Below are 14,585 nucleotides of genomic sequence, written 5' to 3'. Positions count from 1 at the left end.
ATATTCCCCAGTGCGCTTCGCTAGAATTGCGACAAGGATTGGGTTTGATTGCCCAACCCAACTTTAGCGATTTGGCCCAAACATAGGAACTTCACGCCGTGCATCTCAAGACTCTCACCGTTCGCGGATTCAAGTCTTTCGCATCGGCGACCACTTTTGAGTTTGAACCGGGTGTCACGGCTGTTGTAGGACCTAACGGTTCCGGCAAGTCCAATGTGGTTGACGCGCTGTCCTGGGTCATGGGTGAACAGGGTGCCAAGACGCTTCGCGGCGGCAAGATGGAAGACGTGATCTTTGCTGGCACTTCTGGCCGACCACCACTGGGCCGTGCCCATGTTTCCCTGACAATCGATAACTCTGATGGCCAGCTGCCTATCGACTATGCAGAAGTCACTATCTCCCGCACGCTGTTCCGTACTGGTGGCTCCGAATACGCCATTAATGGAAGTTCGTGCCGTCTTCTGGACATTCAAGAGCTGCTTTCGGATTCCGGTCTGGGTCGAGAAATGCATGTGATTGTCGGTCAGGGACAGCTGGACCGCATCTTGCACGCTACCGCTGAAGATCGGCGTGGTTTCATCGAGGAAGCGGCCGGCGTGCTCAAGCACCGACGGCGCAAGGAGAAAACCCTGCGCAAGCTGCAAGCGATGCAAGGAAATCTGGATCGTCTTGAGGATTTGAGCGCCGAGGTTCGCCGCCAATTGGCTCCGTTGGGACGGCAAGCGAAAATCGCTCGCCGTGCGCAGACGGTGCAGCTTGATGTCAGGGATGCAAAGTCCCGCCTGCTGGCAGATGATTTGGTCACACTGAACAACAAGCTTGCCCAGGATATTGATGACGAATCCAAGATCCAAGCTCAGCAAGAAGACGCTGCGGCACGCCTGGAACGCATCAAGAAGCACATCGCTGAACTGACTGCCCAGATGGAAACCAATACCCCGCGACTGGTTCAGATCCAGGAAACGTGGGTTTCGTTGAGCACGCAGGCAGAGCGTTATCGATCGCTGGCCGCGTTGGCTCGTGAACGCGGGAAATTGCTGGAAAGCAATGAAACCCATTTCGATTCCAGCCGAGATCCTGAGCGTTTGGAAGCTCAAGCTGAGCGAATGAGCGAAGAACTTGAGGAACTTGAAGAAGCTCTTGAAGACCGCCACGAGATTCTTGCCGAAGCTGTAGAGGCTAAAGAGCAGGCCGAGGAAGCATCACGCGCCGAACAGCAGCGAATGGCTGCCATGCTCCGTGCCGCAGCGGACCGTCGAGAAGGCATGTCACGGCTCGCCTCGCAGGTGGCTTCCGCACGCAGCCGTGTCGACGTGACCCGGGCCGAAATATCCCGACTCCAGGAAAGCGTCCAGTCCTTCGACTCGGACCTTGAACTGGATTTGCGCTCTCACGCAGAAGTTGCCAGTGATCTTGAAAAACAATTGGCTGGCGAAGCCCAACTGAATATCGATTTCGAGAGTTCAGATCGGGAACACGCAGCATTGTCAGAAGAGCACAATGCCGATAGCCAGCGTGAACGCGAGCTATCGGTGCGTGTTTCCGGATTGCGTGCTCGCCTTGAAGCCCTGAAGCTGAACTCCAAACCAGATGATCAGTCGTCACAGCTTCTTGGATCAACATCCGGACTGCTCCTCGGTCGTTTGGGGGAGCTGATTACGGTTAATCCGGGATATGAACAGGCCATCGCCGCGATTTTGCGTGACAGTGCCGAAGCTTTGGTAGCCAAGAACCTCGGTGATGCGTTGGATCTCATCGAGGACCTCCAACAGCAGCAGGCCAGCCAGGTATTCCTGCACGCCGAAGTTCTGCCAAGTGGTGCAAAGGCTACTGCAATGCCTAATGCCGTCAGCGCTCGTGAAGTTGTAGCTGCCGATGGCCCGCTGGACAGCTTGCTTGATCAGCTTCTTGTTGGCCATTACATCATTGAGGAAATGAGCCAAGCACCTGCGGCCTTGGTGCAGAACCCATCTGCGCTGCTCACCACCTTGGATGGCATCACTGTTTCGGCAGTCCGCAGTTCCGTGGGGGACTCAGCAGGCGCTTCCCTGATCGCGCAGCAGGCCTTAGTGGAGCAGACGGAAACTGAACTCTCCCAGTGCCAGGAAGAACTTTCCACAGTCGAGCAAAGATTGGCTCAGCGGGGACCAGAGCTTTCCATCGCTCAGCAACAGCGAGATGAAGCCCTGTCGGCGCTGGCTGAATCTGACGCCACCATTGATGAATTGTCCTCGTATCTGGCACGTCTTGGACAGAAACTTCGCAGCGCGCGATCGGACAAAGCCAAGCTGGAAGAAAAGCTCGAAGCAACGCTGGAGAAGCTCGAAATCGAGCAGGAATCTCTGGAAGAGATTACCGAGCGCATGGAGCTAGCTTCAACGGATCAAGATGAAGAAACCGTTGATGACGCGGCACGAGCAGCTCTTGCAGATGCTGCAGCCGCGGCACGACAGCAGGAATTAGAAGCCCGTCTTGCCTTGCGCAGTAGTGAAGAGCGCGTTTCTGCGTTGCGTTCGCGCGTTGAGGGTCTGCGCCGCACTGCGGCAGCTGAGCGCAATCACCGTGAAGTTGCAGCTTGTCGAGCGGAGCAGCGCAAGGCGCAAGCGGCCAATGCGATCCGTATTGAGCAAGCCGCTGAGCGCGTCCTGCGTTTCATTGAAGTATCGGTATCGATGGCAGGCCAAGAACGCGAAGAGCTGGCCGGCAAGAAATCCGAACTGGAATCCATGCTGGGCAGCCAACGCATGGAAGCGGAGCAGCTCTCCGCCGAGCTGGCCCGTCTTGCTGATGCTGTGCATCGTGATGAGATGGCCCGTGCGGAACTGCGGATGCGCATCGAAAATCTTGAGACCAAGGCCCTGGAAGAACTGGGATACACCCCTGATCACCTCATCGCCAACTACGGTCCAGACCAGTTGATTCCGGAGGCCCTCGACGAAGATGACAAGTGGGGCGCGCTGCGGCAAAACGTTGATGAAGAAGGCAATCCTGTCGGCACCCGGGCATATGATCGCGTCGAGCAGGAAAAGCGGCTGAAGAAGGCCGAACGCGACCTGGCGGCCTTGGGCAAAGTCAATCCGTTGGCACTTGAAGAGTTCGCTGCCTTGGAGGAACGCCATAAGTTCCTCTCCGGCCAGCTCGAGGATTTGAAGAAGTCCCGAGGGGATTTGCAGCAGATCATTGCCGACGTTGATTCCCACGTCGAGCGGGTGTTCACCGAGGCCTACAACGACACCGCCGTTCAGTTCAGGCGGATCTTCGATCGCCTCTTCCCAGGCGGCGAGGGCCAGCTGGTGCTCACCGATCCCGAAAATATGCTCACCACAGGCATCGAGGTGGAAGCGCGTCCGGCCGGCAAGAAGATCAAGCGGCTCTCGCTGCTCTCCGGTGGCGAGCGTTCGCTGACTGCTGTCGCGTTGCTGGTCGCCATCTTCAAGGCTCGCCCGTCGCCGTTCTACGTGATGGACGAGGTGGAGGCGGCCTTGGACGATATGAATTTGGGACGTCTGATCACGATCTTCGAAGAGCTGCGCGAGTCATCGCAGCTGATTGTGATTACCCACCAGAAGAAGACCATGGAAGTAGCTGATGCCCTGTACGGCGTCACTATGCGCGGAGACGGGGTTTCTACAGTGATTAGCCAGAAAATGGAACGAGCTGTGACGACGTAGCTATTGCGGTAAAGTAGGGATTTGCAGGGGCGAACTTGCATGCTCCGTAATTCACTGTCTCTACTGAGGATGACATGGCATTTTTCCGTAAACGTATCAATGATAACCCTGCTGTTACGAAGAGTCCTGTGCATCGGGAATCAAGGCAGGAGGATGTCCTCCCGAGCGGGTCGGTGCTCCAGGGACCTTCTCCATTGGTGAGTGTGGTTATTCCCGTTTACAACGCCATGCCATTCCTTACGGAACTGCTTAATTCTCTGGAAGCCCAGGACCTGAAGCCAGAAGAATTCGAAGTCATTGCCGTGGATGATGGCTCGACGGATTTTGGCGGAGAGATTTTGGATGTCTATGCGAAGCGAAATTCGAACTTCATCGCCCTGCATCAAGAGAACAGTGGTTGGCCGGGCAAGCCGCGCAATGTAGGCATTGAGAATGCGCGTGGAGAATATGTTTTCTTCATCGACAGTGATGACCGGCTCGGGCCTCAAGCGCTAAGGCGCATGACTTCATTTGCGCTGGAGCACGACGTGGATGTCCTCGTGCCGAAAATGGTCGGTTTGGACGGCCGGAGAGTTCAAGCGAAGCTGTTTGAAAAAACAATTCTCGATGTCGACTACGACTTTATTCTGCGGACCCTTTCGCCGCAAAAGATGATCAGGCGACGGCTTCTCAATTCGCATGGCATCCGCTTTGTCGAAGAAAAAGTCAGGCTTGAAGATGGCATCGCCATGGTCGAAGCATATTCCGCTGCTCGGCGAATCAGCATCCTGGGCGACTACAACTACTACGAGATCCGGCTAAGGTCGGACGGCCAGAATATTAGTACGCAGCAAATCGATCCTGCCGGTTATGTAGGTTCCTTGACCAAGATCGCGCAGACTATTGCGACGTACACGGGACCGGACCTGGAAGTGGCCAGGAAGCGCATTGCCGGATTGTTCGTTCGCAAGGGTTTGCGTTTCTATGACGGACAACGTTTCCTGCGTTATACCGCCGAACAGCGCGCAGCATGGGTGTCGAGCCACAAGAGCTTCTTGGAAACCTTCCATCTGGAAAATTCTGCAGCGCTCTTCAAGCCGCAAGAGGCAAAGCTGGTCGACGCCATCCTCGCCGGCGACTTGGAATACCTGGAGCAGCTTGCCCAGAATAAAATGGAAGCTGAGAAAGCGCCTGCAGTTGTTTCGGTCGAGAATACTGCTGAACGCATCTGTCTGGTCGTCGATTTTCCAGCCTCGGGACCGTCGCCAATCGGCATTCATATAAGGGATCGGGACACCGAAACCGTGGCAAGAGGCGAGCTTGCAGTTGACGAAAGCGGATCGCGGCTCACTGCATCTTTCCCGCGTGATACCGTGCTTGAATCGATTTCTCGCTTGGGCAACATTTTCATCGAGTATCAGGGCGTTCCTGCAAAGCGGATCAAGATGGGGAAAAGCGTTGCGAGCCAGGAATTCTCGGGTTTGCTGGTCTACGCAACGGCCAATGGATATATGAGCATAGATGCTCGCCAAGCTAAGTAGCACCGCGCTATATAGAGTCGGGCTGTCAGCCTTCCCTGGGACAGGCTCCCTCCTGCAGAACACAGAGAGGCTCGTAGTTGCCCCAAACAGCAACCACGAGCCTCTGTGCAGCTAGGCGAACCCTAACTCGCAACGCCTACGAACACGTATTGAGGGTTCCGTCATTTCGGTAGGCAACAGTCTCGTCGAGAACCAGCGGACCGCCAATCAGCACATTAGTCCAACCTTCCATGCCGCTCAGCGCTGAGCCTATGGACTTAGGCAGGCAGGACTTTTTAGCCAGCAGCATTGGCGCGCCGTTGTAGCCTGCAGCAACGGCACCGCTCAGTCCGTCGGGGAAGCTCTTGCCGTTGGCAATGAACTGGCGCTGCGCACCATTTGGCCAGAAGGCCTTCGCGATGACAGCACTGGTGTCATAACGTGTTTCTCCGCCGTAGCGAGCGATCCTGGCATTCGGAAGCGCTTTGCGGATCTCGTTTTCCGCATTTCTGGAGATCGCCAGTGGCCCGCCAGCCAAGTACACGGTGGAGGGATTCAGGCGCTTCAGCTGCTTCAAGATGGTGCTTGGCACGTATTTCTTGCTGCTCAGCAGCAATGGAGCCTTGCGGTCTGCCGCGACAGCTGCCATGGACAGGGCATCAGGGAACGAGCGTCCAGATGCCACAAACACGTTCTTGGCAGAAGACCAATTCGTAGCAATCTCTGCGCTGGTTCCATAGCGCGTGTTTCCTGCTTCTCGGGATACCGGTGCATACTTCTTCAGCTGCGTGAACGTCTTGCTGCTGACTGCGGTTGGGCCACCTGCAATGATGATGCGGGACGGATTGAGCCGCTTGATTTCCGCAGCCACTTCGCTCGGCAGATAGGCCTGCTTGGTCAGCAACAGCGGTGCATTGTGGCGGTTGGCCAGCGAGGTAACTGATAATGCGTCAGCGAAGTGCTCACCGGAAGCCACGACAACAGTTTTGGCCCCGTAGGGGAAGGTGCGCTTGGAGATCGCAACAGGCGTTCCATAGCGGTTGGCGCCAGACATGCGCGATGGGCCCAAGCGGGTCGGCCAGACATCCATATTGCCAAAGTAGCTGGTAGTCAGCTTGTACTGCGTGCTGCGGCGGTTCTTCGCAAAGTCGCGCAGCGATGTCAGATCGCCGTTCCACACGTTGGCATCCACATTCTTCGTTGACCCCAACATATTGGAGTTGGAAGAATACTGCCAGACATTGAACGTGGTCCAGCCTTCAGGAAGTTCGCGGGGATTCTTCGCAACGTCAGCGGTGGGGAAGATCGAGACATGCAGTGGCCAGGACTTGAACGCTTCAGAATCACCCGTGCACTCATCCCACCACGACTGGGCCGTGTAGATCATCGGCAGGCGACCGGTCTTGGCCTTGACGGTATTGCCGAAGTCCTTGATCCAGGTAACCAATTGGGAAGGCGTCATGCCGTAGCACATATCGCCCTTGCCCTGCGGATAAGCGGTCTTGTTGTACGGGTTCCACTCGATATCCAGCAGTGGCGGCATGGTGTACCCGTCATTGGTCCAACCGCCTCCGTTGGCCATGAATTCCCTGGCCTGAACAGCACCGGAAGAATGGGCAGGCATGGCGAAATGGTACGCACCGCGAATCAGGCCGGCATTGCGCGACTTGGTGTAGTTCTGGCTGAACTTAGGGTCCTTGTACAAGGAAGAAGGCCACGACTGGGTGGCCTTGATGTAGGCGAAACGTGCCCCGTTTGCCTTGGCAGTGGACCAGTTCACGTCGCCTTGATGGCGGGAAACATCGATCCCAAGGGTGCCCGGTGGACGCCAGGTCCGCAACTCATCAAGGGAAGCCGGCGCGCCCACCTGGAACGGAACTGAAGTCGCAGAATCATTTGAAGACAGCTTCGCGAGATCCGCTAGCTCATCCATGGTAGGGATCGTCGCGTCACCGGTTTCGGCAATTCGCTTGGCACCCTGGCCCAGCTGGGCATCGAGGTGCTCGAGCTCCATTTCGGCCAGCGCCTTGTCGGCTAGCTGTACGCGTTCTTTCTTGGAAAGATCATCGTCTTTGGACAGTGCCTTGGAAATTTCTTCAGCTGCTGGAGTGGCAATAGCAGCCGGCGCACTTGGTGCTGGCGCCTCGGACTCAACTTCGCTGGTGCTGGTCCCGGTGGCCTCGGCCTCGGGAGACGGCGTAGACGATGGTTCCGGCGCATCAGCCACGGTAGCAGTGGGCGAGGGAGACTGAACAGTTTGAGCGGAGGGCTCTTCTGTTGGCGAGGCGAACCCCGGACCAGCAGAAAGCGGGATGGAAAGTGCGGCTATAACCGCAATTGATAGAGCTTTGGATCGTCGCGTCCGGATAGCCGGCATGGATTCCCCTGAATAATCGAGTGCAAGTGAAATGGCGAAAGCCATTGCTAGTATATCTACCCGATGTTTCCCGGCAAGATTCCGGGAATTAATATCGGCGCGAAAGCCAGGGGAAATCTAAAACTGCGGAATTGCTTAATCGGCCAATTCCACGGGTTTTATGGTCTTTGGAACCAACAGCCAGGCAATCACTCCGACCAGGCCCACGACAGCCGAAATGTTGAAGGCCAATTGGAAGCTGATCATGTCGGCCATGGCCCCGGCCAGCAGCGGGCCGATGATGGAGCCTAGATCGGTGCACATCTGGAATCCGGCCAGTGCCTTGCCGCCGTTGCGGCCGGAACCAATCACGTCAGCCACGGACGCTTGCTGTGCTGGGCCCAGCAGCCCGCCGCCAATGCCTGCCAGGACCGAGAAGACGATGAAGCCAACCAGGGACGTCGAGTACCCCATCGCGCCAATGGACACGAGCAGGACACTCATGCCAAGGACCACGGGGATCTTGCGTCCAATGCTGTCTGTCAGGCGACCGGAGAACACCAGCGCGCAACCATTGCCGATGGCAAACACCGTCATGGAGATTCCGGCGGCCGTGGCACCCATGGTTTGGCCGAACACGGCCAAGGCGAAAAGCGGGATCATGCTATTGCGCACGCCGAACGCCAGCCAGCCGTAGCTGAACCCGGAGAACAATGCCGCCCGGTAGGCGGGGGAGACGAGCGCCTCGCGGGTGGTCACCACTTCAATATCGGAATGCCTTGATCGCGGGTTTGCCGCATCTGCATCCAGATCGCGGCGACGGCCCAAGGCCATGTAGACCACGCCTGCGGCAATGACCAGGGCGGTGCCGTAAATCAAGAACGGAATACGCATGCCCAGCGGGGCAAGCAAGGTTCCAAGAACCGGGCCGAAGACGTTGCCCAAGAGGAACGAGCCGGCGTACAAGCCCGAGATGCGTCCGCGGGATTTCTCCGGAGCCAGGCGCGCAATTAATGCCATGGCTGAAATGGTGAACATGGTCGACCCGAACCCGCCCAGTCCACGAGCAATCAATAGCTGCGTATAGTCCTGGACCACAGCGCAAAGCAAAGTCGATACCGCAACCAGCAAAACACCGGTGACGTAGATCTTGGGCTCGCCGAGCTTGCCTACCAGGACGCCTGCTACCGGTGCGAAAATCAATCGGGTAAAGGCGAAAATGCTGACAATAATAGTGGCGGCCGCGTTGCCGACATCAAAGCTCACTGCATACTGGGGCAAGATGGGGGCGATGAGCCCGAAACCCAATGCGATGATGAATGCCGCAACCAGCAATACGCTGATCTCTTGGGGGATGGGCGCCTTGGCAGCACGGGTGGTTTTCAATGCCATATCAATTGAACAGATGGTTCTGCCGCTCAGCGAGCAGTAACCCTCAGCCTTTCTGGAACGACGAACGGGGCTAAGCAACCCACCTGCCAGTCTAGCCTTGAATGCAAAATGTGCTGATGCTGGTGCTGCCTGCCATATGATCCCTAAATCGTTGGAGATATGAGACGATTTAGAGCGTGTCTGATTCGCTTATATTAACCATCATCATTGTCGCGGTTGTTGCCGTGGTGGCCATTGGCGTCATTGCCTTCGTCACCAAGGGCCGCAAGCCCAAGACTCCGTATACGTCAGAGCGCGATGCAGACGACTTGCCAGCTGGCCAGAGTGCTGAGGGCGATACTGATGCCGCAGCGGACACTGCCGGTGCAAGCGATGCGCCTGCCGCGGTCCAAGAGCCTGCCGCACCTGCTGCGCCACAGCTCGATGTTCCAGAACCAGTGCAGGGCCGTCTGGCCCGGCTGCGTGCGCGACTGACCAAATCCAACAGCATGTTCTCCAAGGGCCTGCTGGCCCTGCTCAGCCAAGACTCGATTGACGAGGATGTCTGGGAAGAGATTGAAGAAAATCTGCTGATGGCAGACCTGGGTACCGAGCCTGCGCTTGAGCTTGTTGACGCACTGCGTGAACGAGTGAAGATTGAAGGCAGCAAGGACCCGGCTCGCGTCAAGGCAATGCTCCGCGAGGAACTGCTCAAGCTGGTGGATCCTAGCTTGGACCGCAGCTACCTGCCTGAACCGCATCCGGACCGCCCAAGCATCATCATGGTGGTCGGGGTCAACGGTGTTGGCAAGACCACCACCATCGGCAAGCTGGCGCGAGTTCTCGTTGCTGAAGACAAGGACGTCCTGCTGGGCGCCGCCGATACCTTCCGTGCGGCCGCCGCCGAGCAGCTGGCTACCTGGGGCGACCGCGTGGGCGTGCCTACCGTGCGTTCCGAGATCGATGGCGCCGACCCGGCCTCCGTTGCCTTTGAAGCCGTTTCCGCGGGCATCGAGCAGGAAGTCGACATTGTCATGATCGACACCGCCGGCCGCCTGCAGAACAAGGTCGGCCTGATGGACGAGTTGGGCAAGATCAAGCGCGTGGTCGAAAAGAAGGCCACCATTGACGAAGTCCTGCTGGTCCTCGATGCGACTACCGGGCAGAACGGCCTGCAGCAGGCCAAGGTCTTCTCCGAGGTTGTCAACGTTTCGGGCATCGTGCTGACCAAGCTCGATGGCACTGCCAAGGGCGGCATCGTCGTGGCTATCCAGCGTCAGCTCGGTGTTCCGGTGAAGCTCGTGGGATTGGGCGAGGGTCCGGATGATCTCGCGCCATTCAACCCGGAAGACTTCGTGGACGCGCTGCTCGAAGGCTAATCGATAATTCCATATTTTCTTGATCTCCCCGTCGTTTCCTGCGGCGGGGAGATCTTGTTTAAGCGGGCGCTGCGCATCTGCAATTCCTGCACAGAGCGGTTTTGTTCCTGTTGGGCCATGGGGCGCACACAGGGGTTGGAATCAAGGAAATCTTGCAGTGAGGTCAGTCACACCACTCGATCCCGGGTCCGAAACTCTCCTTGGGGCCTCCACGGAAAAGATCTAGTCAGTGAGTGAATGGAACTTTTCCGGCGCCTTCTGGCCGCAGGTCACCCAAGGAAGCAGTGACCAGCGCTACAGAAAACGTCCAGATTACTTGGGTAAAGATGTTTTCTGGGGAAGTGTGTCCCTTCAATCTGTACGCACTGCATGAGGGATACTCCGGTTGATTCTGGATGCCCCCGTGCGGCCAGACCAGCCGGTAAAGGATCCATTCAGAAGTGTCGTCGAACCAAGACCTGCCCATACCAGTCAAGCAGGACCCTCAGCCCAGAGCTTTCCGCATGGACATCCAGGGCCTGCGCGCCATCGCCGTAGGTGTTGTTGTGCTGTACCACTTCTGGGGGCACTATCTGCCCGGCGGCTTCGTCGGAGTCGACGTGTTCTTCGTGATCTCAGGATTCCTGATCACTTCGCATCTGCTCGCCAAGCCGCCGAAAAACATTGGCGATGTCGTCAATTTCTGGATGAGGCGAGTCAAGCGGCTGATCCCCGCCTCCTTCTTGGTGATCCTGGCCAGCGTCTTGGGCATCTGGCTCTTCGCACCGTCCACGGTGTGGCAGGACTGGGGACTGCAAGCGGTGGCCGCGACGTTCTACTTCCAGAACTGGTACCTGGCACTGACCAAGGTCGATTACCTTGCCGAAGGCGAAGCTCCAAGCCCCTTCCAGCATTTCTGGTCCCTGTCTGCAGAAGAGCAGTTCTATTTCGTATGGCCAATTCTGATCGGCCTGCTGATCTTTGCTGCCATCAAGTCCGGAATCAAGCCGGCAACCGCCGCGTTGGCCGGGATCAGCGCCGTCTTCTTGATTTCCTTCGGATACTCGCTATACGCAACCGCGACTGAACCGGGCAGCGCATACTTCTCGACCTTTACCCGAGTCTGGGAATTCTCGGCAGGCGCCCTGGTGGCGGCCTTGGGAACGCGTGCGCATGCGGCCAAGAAGGATGCGATGAGCTTGATCGGGTCGTGGGGCGGAGTCCTTGCCATCGCATTCAGCGCGGTGGCCTTTACCGGGCAGATGCCATTCCCCGGATACATTGCAGCGATTCCCGTATTCGGCACCGCACTGATCCTGCTCTGCCATTCCACGCACAAGTACTCGCCGAACATGTTCTTGAGCAGCAAGCCGTTCCAGTTCTTCGGTGACAATTCCTATGCCATCTATCTCTGGCATTGGCCGCTATTGATCCTGATGCCGTTCATGGTGGATGACTTCAAATGGCCCCAGAAGATCATTGCCCTGGCCTTGACGCTGGTCTTGGCTGTTTTGACGCAGAAGCTTGTCGAGGTTCGATTCCGTAAGTTCATTGACGCCTCGGTACTGCTCACGGCGCCACGCTTCCTTGCCACGGGCAGCCTCGTCTTGGCTTTGGTTGCGGGAGGTTTCTACCTCAACACCGAACGCATTATCAATGACGCCCAAGACGTCGACAAGGCCTTGGCCCAGGTCGAAAAGGAGCTGGGCGAAGACTGCTTCGGTGCCGCGTCGCTCAGTGAATCATGCGGTGAAGCAGTGAATATCGAGACGGCCTACCAGCCGGTGGCTCCCGCCCCGGTAGTTGCGAAGACCGACAAGCCGGTTGTCTACAAGGACGATTGCTTCGCCAGCCAGGACGCCGACTACAAGGACCGCCCGGTATGCAACTACGGTGATGGCAAGATCAAGGTAGCACTGGTTGGAAACTCGCATGCAGGCCAGTGGATTCCTGCCTTGGAACCTATGGCGAAGAAGAATGGCTGGAGTATTGATACCTATCTGGCCAGCCGATGCGCCGTCATGGGCGAACCCCAGGTCTTTGACTCCAAGGCACGGGAAAAGGGCTGCGCTGATTATGGCAGCTGGGTGACCAAGCAGATCGAAAAGGAAGACTATGATCTGGTAATCAGCTCCAACCGCCAGTCCCTTCCGGTTTCCGGATACGAAATGGAAAACACCGCTGAGCCTGCCCAGAAGGCCTACGAAAAGATTCTCCAGGACTGGGCCGGCACCGGCGCCGCTGTAGCGGTCATCCGGGATACGTCCTTCCCGGGGGAGACCGTGGAGAATGTGCCTGACTGCGTGGCCTCCAGCGATGGCGAATTCAGCGAATGCAGTGGCGAGGCGAAGCAATGGATTCCGATGGATCCGCAAGCCGACGCGGTGAAGGCCCTGGATAAGCCGAATATTATCGACGTCGACATGAATGACCAGCTGTGCGAGGACGGACGCTGCTTTGCGGTAGTCGGTGGCATCGTGGCCTATTGGGACCACTCGCACCTGACCGAAACCTTTGCCGAGTCCCTATCCCAGACCCTGGAATCCCGGCTGAAGAAGGAACTGGATTCGAAGGAACTGTTCCCGGCAGCATAGGGCTTTGCGGCACCTTGCTCGATAGGCTCTGGCTTCAACGCATTAATTGCGTTGCAGCCAGAGCCTATTTCTGATTCCTGATGCCCATGACTGCCCCAGGAGCATCGCGGCCCGGGCGAAAAGCGGAAACGCTCGGCTCATCGGGCAGCCAGAATCGCCAGGGGAACTGCGGTCCGCCGGCTATCCCCGCGACGCCAACGCGGGGTCCGGTGCGCAAAGCCTCCGGGAGACCAGGGGCAGCATGGAGGGTGAAGGGGGCAGCGAACAGATCCAGCCCGTCATGTTCCAGTCTCGTGAGTCCCAATGCGGTGGCCAAGTTCCCCGGTCCACGGGCCAGCTGGATTTCCGGGATGGGATTGCGGGCGTAGCGGACGGGCCGCTTCTCCAGTCTTCGTGCGTGGGCCAGGTCGGCGCCGGAAATAATTTCGCCAGAACGTATCAGCACCCCGGACGCAGCTCCTGGCGGTGAGCAAACGAAATTCAGGGCGTAGTGCATTCCGTAGGTGAAGTACACGTACGCGTGCCCGGGTTCCAGGAACATGGACGCGTTGCGTTCGGTTTTCCTGTCCTTCGAGTGGCTGCCCGGGTCATAGGGCCCTGCGGTTCCCAGGCCCATGTACGCTTCGGTTTCGGTGATGCGCACGCTGACCGGTCCGTCAATGGAATCCACGGTGAGCACTGCCCCGAGCAACCGGGGCGCAACGTCCAAGGCATCGGGCAAGAAGAAAGATCGGTCCATGCTTCCAGTGTGCCTGCTCCAGCTAAATTGTCCCCGGCCCCTGTAAGGATCATCGGTACTTGAAACTTGGGGGTTCAAGCAACTCGCACTCGTGAAATGGGGAATGAGCATGAAAAGGACCGTAGTAACTGCAACCGCACTGGCCGGAATACTATCGCTGGCTGCCTGCGGGGTATCGGCAGAAGAATTCGAGGCTGCGCAAGCCTCGAACGCAGCCATAGCTGCTGAAAAGGAAGCACTGCAAGCCCAGCTGGCAGAAACCGAAACGCAATTGGCCCTGGCCGAGGAAGAAGCAGCAGAGCTTCGCGCAGCCGAGGAAGAACGCGCAACGGCCGCAGAAGCGCAGAAGGCACGCAAGGCACAGGAAAAGGAAGACAGGGAAGCTGAGGCCGCGGCGGAAAAAGCCAAGGCCAACAAGGCCAAGAAGGTCACCAAACGGGCTCTGGCGCAAATCGTGAAGCAACCGGACTCGCACATCGATGAGAATGTGATTCTCTACGGTCTGGTCACCCAGTTCGACTCCGCGACCGGTCCCTGCACCTTCCGTGCCGAGCTGAGCCACGCACAGGTGGGCAAATACGACTACGAGTACAATTCGATGTTCACTGCCGGTGACGGCCTGGCGGACTGCGAGGCGCTGGATGACATCGTGGCCGAGGACATTGTCCAAATCACCGCCACGGTGACCGGATCCCTGAGCTACGACACGACCATCGGCGGGTCCACTACGGTGCCGAAGTTCCAGGTCGTGAAGATCAAGCGGCTGTAGCCGCTGCCGGCGTCCGCCTCGCCAGCCCGGCATCAGCAGAAAGCACTTTCTGCTGATGCCGGGCTGTTCTTTTGACCGTCGGCCAGCAGCACCGTGAACTGTTCGAAACGGCGGCGAAACATTGCCGAGAAGCAAACGTTACCCCCGGCAGGAACTTGATACACGGCGGAAACGAAGCAGCGAGCGTTCGGAAACATCGGGCGCGTTAGATAGTCATAACACCACCGA

The 14,585-nt window shown here is 57.7% G+C and carries 8 protein-coding genes; 5 read left to right on the top strand and 3 right to left on the bottom strand.

Annotated features, from left to right (window positions below):
- Positions 1–98: 98 nt before the first annotated feature.
- Both smc and M2368_RS05115 read left to right on the top strand, forming a co-directional pair.
- A complete protein-coding gene (smc, locus tag M2368_RS05120; protein WP_498724094.1) occupies positions 99–3,671 on the top strand; it encodes a chromosome segregation protein SMC in 3,573 nt (1,190 codons plus the stop codon).
- 74 nt (positions 3,672–3,745) lie between these two features.
- Positions 3,746–5,191, top strand: coding sequence for a glycosyltransferase family 2 protein (locus M2368_RS05115; RefSeq protein ID WP_498724093.1), 1,446 nt, complete (start codon positions 3,746–3,748; stop codon positions 5,189–5,191).
- Positions 5,192–5,327: 136 nt separating this feature from the next.
- Here M2368_RS05115 and M2368_RS05110 read toward each other — a convergent pair whose 3' ends face one another.
- Complete coding sequence (locus M2368_RS05110) at positions 5,328–7,397, bottom strand: cell wall-binding repeat-containing protein (RefSeq protein ID WP_498724092.1); 2,070 nt, start codon at positions 7,395–7,397, stop codon at positions 5,328–5,330.
- A 285-nt stretch (positions 7,398–7,682) separates the two neighbouring features.
- Positions 7,683–8,918 (bottom strand): MFS transporter, encoded by a 1,236-nt coding sequence (locus M2368_RS05105; protein WP_426734597.1) that lies wholly within the window; start codon positions 8,916–8,918, stop codon positions 7,683–7,685.
- A 176-nt stretch (positions 8,919–9,094) separates the two neighbouring features.
- On the opposite strand from M2368_RS05105, the gene ftsY reads away from it, so the two are divergent.
- Both ftsY and M2368_RS05095 read left to right on the top strand, forming a co-directional pair.
- Positions 9,095–10,276: a signal recognition particle-docking protein FtsY gene (ftsY, locus tag M2368_RS05100; protein WP_498724091.1), complete on the top strand. Its 1,182-nt coding sequence runs from the start codon at positions 9,095–9,097 to the stop codon at positions 10,274–10,276.
- Positions 10,277–10,716: 440 nt separating this feature from the next.
- On the top strand, positions 10,717–12,849 hold the full coding sequence (locus M2368_RS05095) for an acyltransferase family protein (protein ID WP_498724090.1): 2,133 nt from the start codon (positions 10,717–10,719) through the stop codon (positions 12,847–12,849).
- 64 nt (positions 12,850–12,913) lie between these two features.
- Here M2368_RS05095 and M2368_RS05090 read toward each other — a convergent pair whose 3' ends face one another.
- Positions 12,914–13,588: a DNA-3-methyladenine glycosylase gene (locus M2368_RS05090; protein WP_498724089.1), complete on the bottom strand. Its 675-nt coding sequence runs from the start codon at positions 13,586–13,588 to the stop codon at positions 12,914–12,916.
- 109 nt (positions 13,589–13,697) lie between these two features.
- Here M2368_RS05090 and M2368_RS05085 point away from each other — a divergent pair, with 109 nt between their 5' ends.
- Entirely contained in the window at positions 13,698–14,357 is a 660-nt protein-coding gene (locus tag M2368_RS05085) for a hypothetical protein (protein WP_498724088.1), read from the top strand.
- Positions 14,358–14,585: the final 228 nt, after the last annotated feature.

The organism is Arthrobacter sp. JUb119, assembly GCF_024807995.1.
Classification (GTDB): domain Bacteria; phylum Actinomycetota; class Actinomycetes; order Actinomycetales; family Micrococcaceae; genus Glutamicibacter.
Note: the sequence above shows the minus strand (reverse complement) of the source record. Positions and strands in the feature narration are given on the sequence as shown.

Bases quoted from the DNA above. Each gene is read 5' to 3' on its own strand.
- M2368_RS05085 (WP_498724088.1), top strand. From the start codon at position 13,698: ATGAAAAGGACCGTAGTAACTGCAACCGCACTGGCCGGAATACTATCG.
- M2368_RS05090 (WP_498724089.1), bottom strand. From the start codon at position 13,588: ATGGACCGATCTTTCTTCTTGCCCGATGCCTTGGACGTTGCGCCCCGG.
- M2368_RS05105 (WP_426734597.1), bottom strand. From the start codon at position 8,918: ATGGCATTGAAAACCACCCGTGCTGCCAAGGCGCCCATCCCCCAAGAG.
- M2368_RS05115 (WP_498724093.1), top strand. From the start codon at position 3,746: ATGGCATTTTTCCGTAAACGTATCAATGATAACCCTGCTGTTACGAAG.